The 16799-nt window shown below is 45.6% G+C and carries 16 protein-coding genes; 5 read left to right on the top strand and 11 right to left on the bottom strand.

Annotation, left to right across the window (positions count from 1 at the left end; all coding sequences use genetic code 11):
- Window positions 1-13: 13 nt before the first annotated feature.
- From ACTRXF_RS00550 to ACTRXF_RS00535, 4 genes are all read right to left on the bottom strand, one after another.
- A complete protein-coding gene (locus tag ACTRXF_RS00550; RefSeq protein ID WP_474277209.1) occupies window positions 14-1183 on the bottom strand; it encodes a GNAT family N-acetyltransferase in 1170 nt (389 codons plus the stop codon).
- A 3-nt stretch (window positions 1184-1186) separates the two neighbouring features.
- Window positions 1187-2614: a cryptochrome/photolyase family protein gene (locus tag ACTRXF_RS00545; RefSeq protein WP_474277207.1), complete on the bottom strand. Its 1428-nt coding sequence runs from the start codon at window positions 2612-2614 to the stop codon at window positions 1187-1189.
- 206 nt (window positions 2615-2820) lie between these two features.
- Window positions 2821-6267, bottom strand: coding sequence for a pyruvate carboxylase (gene pyc, locus ACTRXF_RS00540; RefSeq protein WP_474263829.1), 3447 nt, complete (start codon window positions 6265-6267; stop codon window positions 2821-2823).
- A 292-nt stretch (window positions 6268-6559) separates the two neighbouring features.
- On the bottom strand, window positions 6560-6835 hold the full coding sequence (locus ACTRXF_RS00535) for an Fpa/YlaN family protein (RefSeq protein WP_094907905.1): 276 nt from the start codon (window positions 6833-6835) through the stop codon (window positions 6560-6562).
- Between the two features lie 216 nt (window positions 6836-7051).
- Here ACTRXF_RS00535 and ACTRXF_RS00530 point away from each other — a divergent pair, with 216 nt between their 5' ends.
- Window positions 7052-7564 (top strand): peptidyl-prolyl cis-trans isomerase, encoded by a 513-nt coding sequence (locus ACTRXF_RS00530; protein ID WP_474277205.1) that lies wholly within the window; start codon window positions 7052-7054, stop codon window positions 7562-7564.
- Between the two features lie 40 nt (window positions 7565-7604).
- On the opposite strand, the gene ACTRXF_RS00525 is transcribed toward ACTRXF_RS00530, so the two are convergent.
- Together ACTRXF_RS00525 and ACTRXF_RS00520 are read right to left on the bottom strand one after the other, a co-directional pair.
- Window positions 7605-8927, bottom strand: coding sequence for a PhoH family protein (locus ACTRXF_RS00525; protein WP_022792655.1), 1323 nt, complete (start codon window positions 8925-8927; stop codon window positions 7605-7607).
- Window positions 8928-8964: 37 nt separating this feature from the next.
- Window positions 8965-9429, bottom strand: a complete 465-nt coding sequence (locus ACTRXF_RS00520) for a pyridoxamine 5'-phosphate oxidase family protein (protein WP_474277203.1) — start codon at window positions 9427-9429, stop codon at window positions 8965-8967.
- A gap of 182 nt (window positions 9430-9611) precedes the next feature.
- Here ACTRXF_RS00520 and ACTRXF_RS00515 point away from each other — a divergent pair, with 182 nt between their 5' ends.
- Window positions 9612-9815 carry a YlaI family protein gene (locus ACTRXF_RS00515; protein WP_474277201.1) on the top strand — a complete coding sequence of 68 codons (204 nt, stop codon included), beginning with the start codon at window positions 9612-9614 and terminating at the stop codon, window positions 9813-9815.
- 91 nt (window positions 9816-9906) lie between these two features.
- Here the strand turns inward: ACTRXF_RS00515 and typA are convergent, their stop codons facing one another.
- Complete coding sequence (gene typA / locus ACTRXF_RS00510; RefSeq protein ID WP_474277199.1) at window positions 9907-11742, bottom strand: translational GTPase TypA; 1836 nt, start codon at window positions 11740-11742, stop codon at window positions 9907-9909.
- A gap of 309 nt (window positions 11743-12051) precedes the next feature.
- On the opposite strand from typA, the gene ACTRXF_RS00505 reads away from it, so the two are divergent.
- The gene (locus ACTRXF_RS00505; protein WP_474263837.1) at window positions 12052-12225 is read left to right on the top strand and encodes a DUF5325 family protein; all 174 of its coding nucleotides are present in this window, start codon (window positions 12052-12054) and stop codon (window positions 12223-12225) included.
- A gap of 20 nt (window positions 12226-12245) precedes the next feature.
- On the opposite strand, the gene ACTRXF_RS00500 is transcribed toward ACTRXF_RS00505, so the two are convergent.
- Window positions 12246-13037, bottom strand: coding sequence for an inositol monophosphatase family protein (locus tag ACTRXF_RS00500; protein ID WP_474277197.1), 792 nt, complete (start codon window positions 13035-13037; stop codon window positions 12246-12248).
- Between the two features lie 128 nt (window positions 13038-13165).
- Complete coding sequence (locus ACTRXF_RS00495) at window positions 13166-13354, bottom strand: hypothetical protein (protein ID WP_022792649.1); 189 nt, start codon at window positions 13352-13354, stop codon at window positions 13166-13168.
- Window positions 13355-13725: 371 nt separating this feature from the next.
- Here ACTRXF_RS00495 and ACTRXF_RS00490 point away from each other — a divergent pair, with 371 nt between their 5' ends.
- Window positions 13726-14352 carry a YktB family protein gene (locus ACTRXF_RS00490; RefSeq protein WP_474277195.1) on the top strand — a complete coding sequence of 209 codons (627 nt, stop codon included), beginning with the start codon at window positions 13726-13728 and terminating at the stop codon, window positions 14350-14352.
- 14 nt (window positions 14353-14366) lie between these two features.
- Here the strand turns inward: ACTRXF_RS00490 and ACTRXF_RS00485 are convergent, their stop codons facing one another.
- On the bottom strand, window positions 14367-14657 hold the full coding sequence (locus tag ACTRXF_RS00485) for a UPF0223 family protein (RefSeq protein WP_474277193.1): 291 nt from the start codon (window positions 14655-14657) through the stop codon (window positions 14367-14369).
- Between the two features lie 122 nt (window positions 14658-14779).
- Between ACTRXF_RS00485 and ACTRXF_RS00480 the strand changes: the two genes are divergently transcribed.
- Window positions 14780-16255 (top strand): aminotransferase class I/II-fold pyridoxal phosphate-dependent enzyme, encoded by a 1476-nt coding sequence (locus ACTRXF_RS00480; protein ID WP_474277191.1) that lies wholly within the window; start codon window positions 14780-14782, stop codon window positions 16253-16255.
- Window positions 16256-16285: 30 nt separating this feature from the next.
- On the opposite strand, the gene ACTRXF_RS00475 is transcribed toward ACTRXF_RS00480, so the two are convergent.
- Window positions 16286-16723: a hypothetical protein gene (locus ACTRXF_RS00475; protein WP_474263847.1), complete on the bottom strand. Its 438-nt coding sequence runs from the start codon at window positions 16721-16723 to the stop codon at window positions 16286-16288.
- Between the last annotated feature and the right edge of the window lie 76 nt (window positions 16724-16799).

The following is a 16799-nucleotide window of genomic DNA, read 5'->3' as shown; positions in this document are numbered from 1 at the left end:
CTGCTTTTTTGCATTAGAAAAAGTCATACATAAATGGAGTGAATCCCGGGAGAACGCGGCCAAGCAGCTCCAGCTGCTGTTTATTTCCTTTCACCAGCGACGTGCGCTCAGCTTCACGTACAGTGATATATCCCATAACAATGGCGGTTAAGGTATTAATGGAAAGTTCGATGCCGGTGCGGTTTGAGAGAACTTCTTTAATTTCTGTCCGGCCCTCTTTCGATTTATACAGCTGCCAGCTCGTATTGTTCCAATCACAGAAGTCATCCTCCACATGCAGCACCAGAGACTCCTCGACCGGCAGATTCAATGGATACTGATGCAAAAATGGATATACATCGACAATCCTGGCCATAAAGTAGCTTTTTCTGGTTTCTTCAATTTTCGGCTCCGGCAGCAGATAACGGCTGGGATCATCAATAACTGGAGAAATTTTAGCGGTTTCAATCATGGAATCGTGATTCGCCAAAAACCGCCACAATTCTCTGCGGGCATCTTCATGCCAGGCCACAAATTCATGCACGGTCAACTGCTGCTCTTTTACCTCATACAGCACGTACCCGCTGTCAAAACCATTCGCATCAGTGTAAACAGCGGCATTTCCTTTTTTTCGCTGAAGCGTCCGGTTTTTCCACCACTGTTCAGACCGCGCAATCATGCCGGCATATTGTTTCGCCCACTTCTGATAGATATAGTCGAGAATCTGCCAGTCCTGCTGGTAGATTCGGCGAATACTGCCTTTTTCAGGCTCCCCAGTATCCGGAAGCTCGTTTTTCGTCACCGTCCAGTGCTTGGTATCACAGAACACCTCCCAGCCGAATTTCCGGTAAAAGGAAGTCGAAAATGGATAAAGCATCGAGATCGGAACCCCCCGGTCCCTCAAATCCACCAGTGCTTCCTTCAGCAATGAACGCACCAGGCTGCCCCGGCGCTTTTCCGGCCATGTTGCCACACCGGAAATTCCTCCCATCGGCATTTTCACATCCCCAAGGTAAACTACCGTGGGGAAAATAGCTACTTTAGAGAGGACCTTGCCCCGCTCGACCGCGACCCAGTTATCCTGGGGAACGATAGTCCGCCGTCTCTCCCGGCGCTGTTCTTCTGTTAAATGAATTTGAAAAGCATATTGAGCCAGATCCAGACTCTGATCAATTTCTGATTTTTTCATACGGCGAATGTCCATGGCTTACTCTCCTTTAAACATTTCAATTGCTTTCTTTCGCTGTACCGAGTGGTCCACCTCAGGCTCCGGGTAGTTCTCTCCGAGGATGCAGCCGTACTCCCGCTGCTGCTTTTCACTCATTTTCCACGGAGTATGAATATATTTTTTTGGAACTGACTGAAGCTCCGGCACGTATTCACGAATATAATCGCCCTGCGGGTCAAAACGTTCACTCTGTCTCACTGGAGAAAAGACTCGGAAATACGGTACCGCATCTGTACCAGTAGACGCAGCCCACTGCCATCCCCCGGCATTGGAAGAAGGATCATAATCAATCAGCCTTTCAGCAAAATACCTTTCCCCTTCTCTCCAGTCGATCAAATAATCCTTAGTTAAAAAGGAAGCAGCAATCATTCTTCCGCGGTTATGCATCCAGCCTATTTCATTTAACTGCCGCATACAGGCGTCTACAATCGGATAGCCGGTACGGCCTTCCTTCCATGTCTGCAGTCTCTTTTCATCATACTCCCACGGCAAATCCCGGTACGCCTCTTTCAGCTCCTTGTTTTTCAGCTCAGGACGCGTGGCGTGAATCATATTGTAATAATCCCTCCAGGCGAGTTCACTGACAAAAGCTTCAGCCCCCGGGCCCCCCTCTTCAAGCTGCTCTGAAAGGGCTTGATAAATCGTCCGTACTGACAGCCGACCGGTTTTTAAGTAGGCAGAAAGCCGGCTCGTTCCGTCACTCGAAAGGGCATTGTTCGTTTCATGATACGCCGGGGCAATTTCCTCCACAAACGTCTCCAGCCGTTCCCGCCCGTCTTTCTCCGCAGTGCGCTCCCACGTCTTTTCGTTATTGTTCAAATAAGAAGACAGCTTATTATAAGCAGCCTTCTGCGGCAGTTCCAGACGGGCCTGCTGACTGATAATGCGATCGAGTCTGCATTCATACGGCTGTTCTTTTTCAAGCTGGCGCCAGGCACGATAATAAGGAGTGTAGACAGAATAAAATCCTCCGTCTTTTTTCTTCACTTCATCGGAGCGATGAAAATGAGCATCTTTAAAGGCATGTGCTTCTACGCTTTTCTGCTCCATTTCTTTTAATACCTGGTTATCCCGCCGGGCCGCCTGCGGTGCCTCATCTTCATTAAAAAATAAATGCGTAAGCGCCGGAACTTTTTCTTTTAAGTACGTGAAAGCCTCATTCGCTGGCCCGTGCAGAAAATATAATTGTATATGTTGATCATCGCATTCTTTACGAAATTTTTCTAGATTTTGAAAAAAATAATCATGATGAGGGCACGAATATTCATAAAAGTCTGGATCAAGATGAAAAACTAAAAACCACTGCCTGCCCCCTTCGGCTTCCACCCATCGCTGCATTTCATGCATTGCCCGGTTATCTGTTAACCTTAAATCCCTTCGCATCCATAAAGCACTTACTTCAGTCATACACTCCGCTCCTTTTACACCCTAATGCTTCCTCTTCAATTCTATACCTTTTTTCCGTTTATTTTACGCTTTTTCCTGAAGAAAACATCCTTTTCAACAGATTTTTTCCTTTCAGAAATATCCTCTCAGCGCTGAGAAGAAATCACTTTCACTTTTTGTATTCATCATAAAAAAAGACCGGCCCGCCGGCCGATCTTTTTTAACTGTTATTCAAATTCGATAAGAAGATCTCCCGATTCGATCGGTTCATTATTTCCTACATACACGCCTTTAATTTTTCCATCAAATGGCGCCTGTACGGTCGTTTCCATCTTCATTGCTTCCGTAATCATGAGCTGGTCGCCTTTAGTCACTTCATCTCCCTCTTTTACAGAGGTTTTCAGCACAGTTCCAGGCATAGTCGCTCCAATTTGATTAGGATTTGATTTGTCTACTTTCGGACGCACACTGGCATCCACTTTAGCGTTTTTATCCTTCACAACTACTTCACGGGATTGTCCGTTCAATTCAAAATACACGTTTCTATGACCCGTTTCATCCGGCTCTGATACAGAGATGAGCTTCACGATCAGCGTCTTTCCTTTTTCAATTTCCACTTCCACTGTCTCTCCGAGCTCCAGCCCGTAGAAAAATGTCGGTGTATCCAGCACAGACACATCACTGAAGCTTTGACGGAACTGTTCAAACTCCATGTATACTTTTGGATACATCGCGTAGGAAATCATATCATGGCTCGTCACTGGCCGGTCGAGTGTATTAAAGAGCTCTTCTTCAATAGCTTTAAAGTCGACCGGTTCGAGGTTTTCACCCGGACGGTTCGTAATAGGAGTACGGTCCTTCAAAATAATTTTTTGAAGTTTTTCCGGGAAGCCCTGGTGCGGCTGTCCTAAATACCCCTGGAAGAATTCCACTACGGAGTCCGGGAAATCGAGGTTCTGGCCGTTATCGTACACGTCTTCTTCTGTCAGATCGTTTTGGACCATATACAGTGCCATATCCCCGACAATTTTCGACGATGGTGTTACTTTTACAACATCTCCAAACATGTCATTCACGCGGCGGTACATTTTTTTCACTTCACGCCAGCGGTCGCCAAGGCCTACCGCTTTAGCCTGCTGCTGCAGATTGCTGTACTGACCGCCTGGCATTTCGTGTTCATATACCTCAGGTGCAGGCGAACGCATACCGCTTTCAAATCCCTGGTAGTATTCACGGGTCGTATCCCAGAAGTCACTGAGCTCCTGCAGGGCGCCAACATCAATCTTCGGCTGGCGCTTATTTCCGGATAGGGCATAGTACAGACCGTCTGCGCTTGGCTGGGAAGTAAGACCTGCCATGGAGCTTTCAGCCACATCCACAATATCCACTCCTGCTTCAACGGCGCGGGCATATGTGAAAATACCATTGCCGCTCGTGTCATGCGTATGCAGGTGAACTGGGATGGAAATCGAATCTTTTAGTTCAGAGACAAGCTGGTACGCGGCTTCCGGCTTTAACAGGCCTGCCATATCCTTGATGCCCAGAATGTGGGCGCCAGCGTTTTCAAGCTCTTTTGCAAGATTCTTATAGTATTTCAGGTCATATTTTTCCCGTTTCGGATCGAGAATATCCCCTGTATAACACATAGCTGCCTCAGCAATTTTGTTTGTCTGGCGCACTTCATCAATCGTAAGCGTCATGCCTTTCAGCCAGTTAAGAGAATCAAAGATACGGAACACATCGATACCGGCATGTGCTGATTTATGAACAAATTCTTTAATCAGGTTATCCGGATAGTTTTTGTATCCGACAGCGTTTGACGAGCGGAAAAGCATCTGCAGAAGCGTGTTCGGCATACGCTCACGAAGTTCAATCAGCCGGGTCCACGGATCTTCATGCAGAAAACGCATGGCCACATCAAAGGTGGCTCCGCCCCACATCTCCGAGGAGAATAAGTTAGGGAGCATCCGGGAGGTCGGCTCTGCGATACGCTTCAGATCGTCGCTTCGGACCCTGGTAGCAAGCAGCGACTGGTGGGCGTCGCGGAACGTGGTATCGGTCAAAAGCACTTCGTTCTGCTCCTTCACCCAGTTCGCAAGCCCCTCCGGTCCCTGTTCATCGAGAATCTGCTTCGTTCCTCTCGGTATCGGTTTTTTCTTATCGATCTTTGGCACTACCGGCTTATTGAGCGTCGGCTTTGGTGTATTTTCAAGCCCTGGGTACCCGTTTACAATTGTCTCACCGATAAATGTGAGCATTTTCGTGCCCCGGTCCTGACGCACCGGGAATACAAACAGCTCTGGACTCGAATCAATAAAGGAGGTGTCATAGGTCCCGTTAATGAACTTATCGTGCTGGACGACATTTTCCAGAAACGGAATGTTTGTACGAATACCCCGGATCCGGAATTCCCGCAGGTTTCGGAGCATTTTTTCAGAAGCTCCTTCAAACGTACGTGCCCATGTGGATACCTTCACGAGCAGCGAATCGTAATACGGGGAAATGATCGCGCCCTGGAAACCGTTACCAGCGTCCAGTCTCACCCCAAAGCCGCCGCTTGAACGGTAAGCCATGATGCGTCCGGTATCCGGCATGAAATCATTCGCAGGATCCTCCGTGGTCACCCGGGACTGAATAGCATACCCGAACGTTTTAATATCCTTTTGCTCCGGAATATCTATGGAGTCGTCGTGCAGCGTGCCCCCATCAGCAATTTTCAGCTGGGACTGAACGATGTCCACGCCGGTAATCATTTCTGTGATTGTGTGCTCCACCTGAACACGCGGGTTCACTTCAATGAAGAAGAACTCACCCTTATCGTTTACGAGAAACTCTACCGTACCCGCGTTCACATATTCAATATTTTTAGCGAGCTGAACAGCTGCATCGCAAATACGTTCCCGCAGCGACTCATCGAGCGCAATACTCGGCGCTACCTCCACTACCTTCTGGTGACGGCGCTGAATGGAGCAGTCCCGCTCGTATAAATGTATAACGTTTCCTGCTTTATCACCGAGCACCTGTACTTCGATGTGCTTTGGATTTTCCACGAATTTTTCAACGTAAACAATGTCGTTGCCAAAAGCAGATTTTGCTTCGGATTTCGCCCGGTCGTAAGCATCCTCCAGGGATTCCGCGTCTCGGACGATACGCATGCCGCGCCCGCCGCCGCCAAGGGAAGCTTTAATCATGATCGGGAAGCCGTGCTTGTCAGTAAAATCTTTTACTTCCTCTACACTGTCTACCGGCCCGTCACTTCCCGGAATAACAGGTAGATCGGCAGCGATAGCTGTTTCTCTTGCTTTAACTTTATCACCGAACATTTCCAGGTGACGGGTCTCAGGCCCAATAAAGGTGATGCCCTCTTCGTCACACCTTCTGGCAAAATCAATATTTTCAGAAAGAAAACCGTAGCCTGGATGTATAGCATCGACACCATTCTCTTTTGCCGTACGGATAATATCTTCAATATCCAGGTATGCATCGATCGGCTTCTGCCCTTCGCCAACTAAGTATGCTTCATCTGCTTTATAACGGTGAAAGGCGCCTACATCTTCATTGGAATAAATAGCCACGGTGCGTATATGTAATTCGGTGCACGCCCGAAATATGCGTATAGCAATTTCACCGCGGTTTGCTACTAATACCTTTTTAATATTCTCTAGACCGTTCATCCTTCTCCTCCTCTTATCTAATGCATCTCCTGCAGGATGTATCTATCTTATCCCGATAGGTTCAATCAGAATTATCTTCAATAACTGATAATTCTAAATATAAATTATCATACGCAAGAACCAGGCCATCTGTCAAAGTAATATTCTCATTTTTTAAAAATTTATGCCTATTTTGATTACGAGAGGCTCCTGCGTAACGTTTCTTTACCCTGTTTTTCATCCGAATAAAACTTTTAATTAAAAATATAGCTGTTTGTAAAAAAACCAAGCTATTCAATTAGAATAGCTTGGCTCATCCACCGACTGTTGCTTCATGAAAAGCAGCAAGTTTCCGTTCGAGTTCAGAAAGAATTTGTTTACCGGTATGTTCGTCGATGAGATTCAAACGAATGGCAAAATCAATTTCTCTTGAAAGGCCAAACATTTGTGTATCAAGCACCTCTTCGTAAAGCGGGCATTGAGGCATTGTCAGGTTGTCCATCTGTACTTCAATAAGTTTTCTAATTTTCTCAGCATCTGCTTTTAATAAAGCATACGCTTTCTCACTATGTTCTGTTGCTGCCCTCATGCTCAAGGCAATCCCTCCTACAAGCTGACTCCTTCTATTCATCTTATCTGTTCATTAAAAAAAAAGCAAGATGGTTTGCGTATAAAATCTTGATTCTTCAGACTATATGCCATAACCTCCGGGGGCAGCAATAGCTTCTGCTTTTTCTCTATTACCCGGTTGTGGTAGCATAAAAACCAGTTCCTATCAGCAGTTATTAAATTGGAGGAGTTCCTCATGAATTTCATTGTAATGATTCAGGGAAATGTTCATTTCCCAATCACTCTCGATCCTACTACCTGGATCTTTGACGACCGTAAAATTGATCTCGATACGTATTTTGATACCGATCCCTCCGCTGAAGAACAGCCTTCCACAGAAGCTGATCATACAGCCAGAAGATTTGCAAGAGACCGCGAGGAAGGATCAAACGCTCCCGATCCGGATCCTGGCCGGGGACGCACCAATAAGGTACGCAATAAAAAAGAAGCTATCATTAATGGCTCATTTGGCATCAGGTTTGAGCCGTTTTTGGAGAACGCCGAACCGAAAGAAGATGCCAGCCACGTCGTTGTGGAAACTGAAACACAAACTCATCTCGTGTCTCTCGAGGAAGCGAAAAATTTTATCGTAGCCTTTTCCCATAAAGGAAGCCCGTTGAAAGAAGACGGACCGGTCCATATTTATTACGGCGACGGATCTAATAAAGCCGATCCTATTCGGCACGTGACAGGATTCCGGGTAAAATAATCAGAAACGACAGCTGGAGCAACCCCCAGCTGTCGTTTCTTTATAATATATCTGCTGCAAGCTGGGCAAGGCCGGAGCGTTCCCCTTTTTCCAGTTTTACATGCCCGCTGATTCCCTGGTTTTTAAACATTTCAACCACATAAGCGAGTCCATTGTTCAGTTCATCAAGATACGGATGGTCGATCTGGGCCGGGTCGCCGAGAAAAACAATTTTACTGCCTTCCCCTACCCTTGTCAGTATCGTTTTCACTTCATGCTTTGTCAGGTTTTGGGCTTCATCAATAATAATATACTGATCCGGAATGCTGCGCCCTCGGATATAAGTTAAAGCTTCCACTTGGATTGACCCCATTCCGGCGAGAATGGAATCGAGCTCTCCGGGCTTCTTGGCATTAAATAAATACTCCAAGTTATCGTAGATAGGCTGCATCCAGGGACGCAGCTTTTCATCCTTTTCTCCCGGAAGATACCCTATATCCTTCCCAAGCGGAACGACAGGCCTTGCCACCAAAAGCTTATGGTAACGCTCCATATCTTCAATCTGCAGCAAACCGGCCGCTAGAGTTAACAGGGTCTTTCCAGTTCCTGCCCGCCCGGTTAACGTCACAAGCGGGATGTCTTCTCTGAGCAGCAGCTCAAGCGCCATCTTCTGTTCGACATTTTTCGGGCGGATGCCCCATACATGGTCGATATCGGAAGTAAACTTGCGAATTCTTTTTCCGGATTCATCAACTTTTGCAAGAGCCGAAGAACTGCTCAGGGCGTCTCTTAAAATGAGAAATTCATGAGGGCAGAAGCCTTCTTCCGAAACTTCTTCAGAGGCCAGTGAGCCTTCCTCGAAAAAAGCGTCAAGCAGCGGCCTGTCCACCGTCAGCGTCTGATGCCCTTTGTAAATATTGTCATATTGAGTGACACGGTCATTCAGAAAGTCTTCGGCCGTTATGCCGAGTGCATCTGCTTTCACACGCACAAGAGCATCTTTGCTGATAATGACAACATGGTAATCTCCCATCAGCTCGTATTCGTCCTTTAAATTTTGAGCCACTGCCAAAATTCGGTTGTCATTGGTTACCTCGATAAAGGTATCTTTCATGCTTTCATACGAACGGTGATTCAGTTCCACACGCAGTGTGCCTCCTGAACCAAGAGGAACTCCTTCATGCAGTCTGCCCTTTCCACGGAAGCGGTCCAAAATTCTTGCTGTTTCTCTCGCATTCCTTCCAAGTTCATCCATTAATCGCTTTTTGGAATCAATTTCTTCCAATACTACAGCTGGAATTACGACATGATGTTCATCAAACTGATAAATTGCCTGGGGATCCTGGAGCAGTACGTTCGTATCTAAAACGTAAATTTTTTTCATATAAGGTGCTTCCCCCTATCTTATCTCTATCGGGATATTATATTCCGTTTATGTTCCTCATAGCTTCAAGTACTTTATTGTCTAATTCTTCCGCCGCTTCCGGGTCATATGTCTTTTCAAACACCGGTCCGCGGAGCATTTTTGATCCATAGAACATTACGTCCTTCACTTCCACAACATCCACTTCTATAAGCGCAAGCGGAAAAGAAATTCCACTTACTTCGGTTGTTAAAATTTTTCCTTTACCTGCAATGGAATACGTAGTGCCTCCGCCGATGACAGTCATTACCATGCCAGGTGTCTCCCGCAGATTTTTCACAGCAGACGCCCGGGCATCAACAGCAAACCGGAGAATCCTCGGAGAAGCTGCATAAACCCATGAAACAGCGTGAACATCCGGGGTGGAACTTTTTGGTTCGATAGTAGAAACCGTCACATATTGTTCCTGCTTTAATAAATGGACGATCTCTTCGGGTAGTTCGTCAAATACTCGACTAGCCATATGTATCCCCCCTTATATGTATAATAGTACCATTTTGATCAGAAAATTTGTCCATTCTTTTTCGGATTTCTCCGTTTATTTTTTTCTGTTTCATTCATCTAAGGCTCGTTCTGTTCTCAAAGCAGCGCCCGTGTTATACTTGATGCATATCTTTTGGCTGAGCAAAGCAGAGGTGAAACGAAATGATGCGCGTAAAGTGCGTAATCTGCGATGAAATTCATAAATTGGACGATGAAAATCCGGAAGCAAAAAAAATTCGGAACCGGCCGATTCACACGTATATATGCCCCGAATGCCATGAACGCATTACTAACCGGACGAATGAGCGAAAGGCTACCGGCCATTTCCATCTGTACCGGGATCCGGTGAAAAATAACAACTGGTAATAGCGGCATCATACAGCTCCACCGCTTTTCAATTAAATGTTTTCTAAAATAAAAATTCCGGCTGCAGTAAAAACTGCAGCCGGAATTTTTATTATTTGGAAACGCTCTGGCGTTTTTCTTCGCGCTCGCGCTCGCCTTTTTGGAGAATTTTCTTTCTGAGGCGGATAGAATCCGGAGTAACTTCGCAGTACTCATCTGCGTTTAAATACTCAAGAGCTTCTTCAAGTGTTAGAATCCGTGGTCGTTTCATCGTTACGGTCTGATCTTTGTTAGCTGAACGCACGTTTGTCTGCTGCTTCGCTTTTGTAACGTTTACAGCCAAATCATTTTCCCGGCTGTGCTCGCCGACAATCATGCCTTCGTAAATTTCAGTACCCGGTTCAACAAACATTGTACCGCGGTCTTCAAGCTGCATCATACTGTAAGGAGTCGCTTTTCCATTTTCCATGGAAACGAGCACTCCCTGACGGCGGCCGCCAATCTGTTCTTTAATATACGGACGATATTCTTCAAACGTATGGTTCAGGATGCCGTAACCTTTAGTCTGGGATAGGAATTCGTTCGTATATCCAACCAGACCACGGGATGGAATCATGAAATCGATCCGGACCTGGCCATCGCCTTTATTGACCATGTTTTCCATTTCGCCTTTACGCTCACCGAGAGACTCCATAACCGCTCCGGTATAGTCTTCCGGCACATCAACCTGAAGACGCTCATACGGTTCACAGAGTACACCGTCCACTTCTTTAACGATTACCTGCGGCTTGGATACCTGGAGCTCAAAATCCTCGCGGCGCAGGTTTTCAATTAAGATGGATAAGTGAAGCTCACCGCGTCCGGAAATCAACCATGCGTCCGGGCTGTCCGTCTGCTCGACCCTTAGACTTACGTCGGTTTCGAGCTGCGTAAGCAGCCGCTCTTCAATTTTACGGCTCGTAATTTTAGAGCCTTCGCGTCCGGCAAACGGACTGTTGTTCACAAGAATGGTCATTTGAAGTGTCGGTTCGTCAATACGTAGTACCGGCAGTGCTTCCTGATGATCGACCGGGCATATTGTTTCTCCGACCATGATATCTTCCACTCCGGAAATAGCTACGAGATCTCCTGCCTTGGCTTCGCTGATTTCTTCTTTTTTCAGACCGAAGAAACCAAACATTTTGGAAATCCGGAACTTTTTCACCGTACCGTCAAGCTTGACCAGCGCGGCATGATCACCTGTCCGGAGTGTCCCGCGGAACACTCTTCCTACGCCGATTCTTCCAAGGTAGTCATTATAATCAAGCATCGCTATCTGGAACTGGAACGGCTCATCGCTGTTATCAAAAGGAACCGGCACGTTGTCTGAAATCATGCGGAAAATAACATCCATATCCTCGTCCTGTTGTTCAGGATCTTCGCTGGCTGTTCCGTTAATAGCAGAAGCATAAACAACTGGAAAATCGATTTGGTCTTCGTTAGCTCCAAGCTCGATAAACAGGTCCAGTACTTCATCCACAACTTCTGACGGACGGGCCATATCGCGGTCGATTTTGTTTACTACTACCACCGGGGTTAAGTTCTGCTCCAGTGCTTTTTTCAAAACAAAACGCGTCTGCGGCATGCAGCCCTCGTAGGCGTCTACAACAAGCAGTACTCCGTCCACCATTTTCATGATGCGTTCTACTTCCCCGCCAAAATCCGCGTGGCCGGGAGTATCAAGAATATTGATACGCGTATCATGGTATTTCACCGCTGTGTTTTTGGCCAGAATTGTAATGCCGCGTTCTTTTTCAATATCGTTTGTGTCCATTGCCCGCTCGTCTACCTGTTCATTTTCCCGAAATGTTCCTGATTGACGAAGAAGCTGGTCGACGAGGGTTGTTTTCCCGTGGTCAACGTGGGCAATAATCGCGATATTGCGAATATCTTTGCGTAAAACTGTCACTATAAATCTCTCCTATTCTCTTGCTGCAATCATAACAAACCCTGGCGCTCGACGAGATCGTCTTCCATAAAGCCAGGGTTCTCATTGCCATTTTTATCTGAGTTCCTACCATTTACATTTTACATTGTCAGTATAACATATGACGGGTTTCATTGAAGAAACGCCGACTGGCAAGTTACCATCACAGACACTACTTTCTTCAATATAACATAAACCATTCCTGAATCAAAGCCGGCTGTACTTATTTGAGTTTTCTTTCCAAAGCCGATAAAATAATAACAGTATTATTTTAAAGGAAGAAGGGACTCTATGACAAAACTACAGTGGTTATACCTGCTGCTTGCAGCGTTAGCTATTTTTGGCATCGCCTCTATTGGGATTGCTATAGCCGAAGCTTCCATTATTATTGCTGTTATATCCATCGCTGTAACGTGCTCAGCCTTTTATTTTGCCAGAAAGCTGAAAGCAAATTCTGCATCGTAGCCAAAAATCAGTACGGGGGATCAGCTATTCAGCATCCCCCGTATTTTTTCCTGCAGAGCTGGCCGGCCCGCCAGGTACGGGCCTTTTTCAAGCATTGACGGCCGCTGGTTATCGATCGTCGAAATATCCGCCCCGACTTCCCTTAACAACACTTCTGCCCCGGCAAAATCCCACGGTGCAAGCCACAGGTTCACATAGGAATCAAGACGCCCGCATGCTACATAGCAAAGTTCAATTGCAGCAGAGCCATAGGCCCTGGTGCTTCTTGATTCATCCACAATATTACGCATCTGTCTGGCATAAGGAATTTTTTCGTTTTTAATCCATCTGGCGTTAATACCTACAATTGATTCATTTAATTCTGCCGGCTTCAGCTTTGGCAGCTTGACATCGTTGCGGTATGCACCTCTTCCTTCCAGTGCGGTAAACCATTCGTCTGCCATGACATCATAGACAATGCCCACTTTGCCGATGCCATTTTCAAAAACAGCCAGGGATACAGCAAAATTAAACTGCTGATGTACAAAATTCGTCGTTCCATCTATTGGATCTATAATCCAGATAATATCATCGGTATCCATAATATCCGCTCCGGCTTCTTCTTCTCCTAAAATACGATGACCAGGGTATTCCTCCATGATCTTTTTTGTTAAAAGCCGCTCAATTTTGAAATCCATTTCTGTGACTAAATCATTTGGATTCGATTTTGTTTCTATAATTAAGCTTTCCTCCAGGGAAGCGCGTAGCAGCTCCCCGGCTTCCTGTATCCATTGTACAGCCTTCTGCTGCATTGCTGACCAATTATCTTCCATTATAATCCTCTCCGCTTCTTCCTTATGTATATGAGTTTATGTTCCCTCAATACAGCAAATTTATGCACCAATTTCTTCATAAAAAAGCCCGGACTGCTGTAATGCAGCCCGGACCTTCTTACTTTATATTATACTTCCAGCCGAATCCACTCCTGGCGTAATTGCTCTAAGCGGTATTTGCTGGCATGAATGGATGTTAAATCTTCTTCTGCCATGGCGTCATGAAGGGTTACCAGTTCATAATCAATTTCTAAGCGCAGTACCGGGATTCGTTCTTCTGCATCTCTACGTTTAAACGCCTGAATTACTTGTTCCAAGTTTCCCACACCCCTTAATGGAATAATAATGTTTCGAGCTGAAAGTTAACGACGCTGGCAATTCTTCTCAGAATGTTCAGAAAATATAAGATACAGAACTATCTCTATTGTTCAGAAATTATATTCTGTAACAGTCTCTCCTTACTGTGTTTCCTGTGTATCTAACGATATACTGGCAACGCTTGAGTAATCGTTATTCTTTAAGGATTATTGGAATTATAAAACCTTTTTACCGGAAACGCAAGAAAAACACACAAAAATTTTCAGTATTTTTAAATAATTGCGTTTTCTCCATGATTCAATTGGTTGCCGGAGGCCCAGATTTTCAGTATGCTTGATGACAGACCAATTGAAAAAGGAGCAGTCATTACATGAGCAGACAGCATTTCACCAAAAATGATTTTACTATTATGCAGGCAGAAGGTCTTGAAAACCGCATGACTCAAATTCGGAACGACATTCAACCAGTTTTTTCCCGCCTGGCAGAACCGCTGGCTGAAGATCTTTCCACAGATACGGGCGAAGAATTGTTTACTCATATTGCAAAACATGCCAGACGTTCTGTTCATCCTCCGGAAAGCACCTGGTTCGGTATTGCCCCGGATAAAAGAGGCTACAAAAAGCATCCTCATTTCCAGGTCGGACTTTTTGATGACCATTTATTCGCCTGGCTGACTCACATGTACGAAGTACCGGAAAAAGCGGATATCGGGGAAAAGTATCTCGACCGCCTCTCTCAGCTTACTTCCCTTCCGGACGACTATAAAATTTCTCCGGACCATACGAAACCAGACGCATTTTTTATTCATGAAAATAAGGATAAGGTCATTCACACCCTTGAGCGTGTAAGGGATGTAAAAAAAGCAGAATTTCTGATTGGCCGTCAGTTTGATGCAGAAAAGGCTGCTTTCTGGAACGAAGATGAAACGTACGATTATATTTATAGTACATTCAGGGAACTCCTTCCTTTATATCAGCTGTCATTGCAGACAGTATAAAAATGCCGGACGCTCTATTCTGAGCGCCCGGTCATATTAATTTTTTCTCCTGCTTCTGCTTTTTTTGCCGCCTGCACCGTTTTCCAGCAATTCACTTCAGCATCCTCATCAAACTGTCGGAACATCTGCTTTTCCTCGCTTTTACTCGGCACGATTTCTTTAAATTTCCCATACAGTCCTAAAATATCCTCCCGGGGCACAGCTTTACCGTGTGCTGTTTCAATCACTTGAAAAAACGTGGTCACATCGATAATTTCCTGTGTAGTCCACTCCATGGAGATGGGTATATTAACATTTTCTTTCATCGCTGCTTCCCCCTTCGGTAATATTCTAGCAAATCCCGGCCGGAACGTCTCACAAAGTTATTTATTGACGACAGGAAATCTGCTATAATTTGAATGTTTTTGAACGCATTGGAGGGACACATATGAACAGACAGCAGCTTACTCCGATATTCACTAAATTAAAAGAGCATATACAGGCGCAGCCCGTGCCTTTCCACATCCCCGGGCACAAAAACGGCACTGGAATGGATGAAGAGTTTCGTGAATTTATCGGCAGTAATATATTAAATATGGACTTAATTAATATCGAACCGCTTGATGATCTGCATCACCCTTCCGGCGTTATTGATGAAGCACAGAAGCTTGCCGCAGAAGCCTTCGGTGCCGACTATACCTTTTTTTCTGTTCAGGGAACAAGCGGTGCCATTATGACGATGATCTTATCTGTTTGTGCTCCGGGAGACAAAATTCTCGTTCCGAGAAATGTGCACAAATCGATTATGAATGCGATCATTTTTTCAGGAGCCGTCCCGGTATTTATGTATCCGGCGCTCGATGAAGAGTTCGGTATTTCGCACGGTATTACACCTTTAACAGCACAGCATGCTCTCGACAGGCATCCTGATGCGAAAGCCCTGCTTGTAATTAACCCGACATATTTCGGTTTTTCCTCCGACCTGGGTGCCATTGCAGAAACCGCTCACCAGTACGATGTACCAGTCCTGGTCGATGAAGCTCACGGAGTGCACATTCATTTCCACGAAAGCCTTCCTCCTTCAGCCATGGAGGCGGGTGCTGACATGGCTGCTACAAGCGTGCATAAGCTCGGGGGATCAATGACCCAGAGCTCTGTATTAAATGTCCAGGGCCCCCGGGTTTCCATTGCTCACGTTCAGGCGGTCTTCAGCATGCTGACTACAACATCTACGTCGTATCCACTTCTGGCCTCGCTCGACACTGCACGCAGACAGCTTGCATTAAAGGGACACAGGCTGATAGAAAATACGCTTGAACTCGCTGAAGAAGCCAGAGCCTCTATTAATTCCATTAACGGCCTCTACTGTGCGGGCGCTGAAATGCTTGAACAGAACACTGTCACCGCCATGGATCCGACAAAGCTGTTAATTTCTGTTCAACAGCTTGGCATCAATGGCTATGAAGCTGAAAAATGGCTGCGAAAGCATTATCGTATTGAAGTAGAGCTCTCTGATTTGTATAACATTCTATGCATTATCAGCTTTGGCGATACAAAAAAAGAAGCATCGCTTCTTGTACAGGCAATGAAGGATCTCGCCCGGGAGTATTATGCTCCTGAGTCCTACACGGCTCCGGCAGTATTAAAGCTTCCTTCTATCCCGACACTATCCATTGCTCCCCGTGATGCATTCTACGCCGAAAAAGAGACAATTGCACTTTCAGAAAGCGCCGGCCGGATTATCGCAGAATTTATTATGATCTACCCACCGGGCATCCCGGTCCTTCTTCCAGGCGAAATTATTACCCAGGAAAATTTAACGTACATTCAGGCTAACGCAGCAGCAGGCCTCCCAGTCCAGGGTCCCGAAGACCCTTCTCTTCAAACTGTACGTGTCATCCAGGAGCAAAAGCCGATTCAATAAAAAAAGCAGCCGCGGCTGCTTTTTTTGCTTTTACATATAATGGGGCAGCTTGGCATTAATGAAAGACATAATTTCTTCGAGAAGCCATACTTCTTCTTTTTCCAGCTCTTTCATCTCTGCCTCTCTTGAAACAATAATTCCCCCGGCAAATACTTCATTATCATAAAACGGAAGCATCCAGTGATACATTCCTTCTTCCCTGCAGCAAAACACTGTTCTTTCTATATCTGCCAGAAGCAAAAGACCGTTTTGAATATCCATTTCTTTCGTAAATACCGGATGCACGTCTCCGTCCTGCCATTCAAAATGCGTCCATTTATTAACGTACAGCGAAATCAGGTCTTTATGCGGCCAGTATTTTTGAAATGCATTCATAACATCATGCAGGAAGCCTTCAGGCGTTATGGAATAATCATGGGCAAGACCTACGTGCAGCCTTATTTCATCATATAGTGCAGAATGGTCCATAGATGTTCCCCCTTCGTGTGAATCCTATTCATTTTTAATCAATATAGCATTAATATGGTGCCCATTAAAAATTTTC

Source organism: Marinococcus sp. LNHM3E3-2.2 (genome assembly GCF_056034385.1).
The sequence above is the reverse complement of the archived record's forward strand: the minus strand, read 5'-3'. Positions and strand labels throughout refer to the sequence as shown.

Coding starts and splice junctions, on each gene's coding strand:
- ACTRXF_RS00550 (WP_474277209.1), bottom strand. CDS start 1,183: ATGGACATTCGCCGTATGAAAAAATCAGAAATTGATCAGAGTCTGGAT.
- ACTRXF_RS00545 (WP_474277207.1), bottom strand. CDS start 2,614: ATGACTGAAGTAAGTGCTTTATGGATGCGAAGGGATTTAAGGTTAACA.
- pyc (WP_474263829.1), bottom strand. CDS start 6,267: ATGAACGGTCTAGAGAATATTAAAAAGGTATTAGTAGCAAACCGCGGT.
- ACTRXF_RS00535 (WP_094907905.1), bottom strand. CDS start 6,835: ATGAGGGCAGCAACAGAACATAGTGAGAAAGCGTATGCTTTATTAAAA.
- ACTRXF_RS00530 (WP_474277205.1), top strand. CDS start 7,052: ATGAATTTCATTGTAATGATTCAGGGAAATGTTCATTTCCCAATCACT.
- ACTRXF_RS00525 (WP_022792655.1), bottom strand. CDS start 8,927: ATGAAAAAAATTTACGTTTTAGATACGAACGTACTGCTCCAGGATCCC.
- ACTRXF_RS00520 (WP_474277203.1), bottom strand. CDS start 9,429: ATGGCTAGTCGAGTATTTGACGAACTACCCGAAGAGATCGTCCATTTA.
- ACTRXF_RS00515 (WP_474277201.1), top strand. CDS start 9,612: ATGATGCGCGTAAAGTGCGTAATCTGCGATGAAATTCATAAATTGGAC.
- ACTRXF_RS00505 (WP_474263837.1), top strand. CDS start 12,052: ATGACAAAACTACAGTGGTTATACCTGCTGCTTGCAGCGTTAGCTATT.
- ACTRXF_RS00500 (WP_474277197.1), bottom strand. CDS start 13,037: ATGGAAGATAATTGGTCAGCAATGCAGCAGAAGGCTGTACAATGGATA.
- ACTRXF_RS00490 (WP_474277195.1), top strand. CDS start 13,726: ATGAGCAGACAGCATTTCACCAAAAATGATTTTACTATTATGCAGGCA.
- ACTRXF_RS00485 (WP_474277193.1), bottom strand. CDS start 14,657: ATGAAAGAAAATGTTAATATACCCATCTCCATGGAGTGGACTACACAG.
- ACTRXF_RS00480 (WP_474277191.1), top strand. CDS start 14,780: ATGAACAGACAGCAGCTTACTCCGATATTCACTAAATTAAAAGAGCAT.
- ACTRXF_RS00475 (WP_474263847.1), bottom strand. CDS start 16,723: ATGGACCATTCTGCACTATATGATGAAATAAGGCTGCACGTAGGTCTT.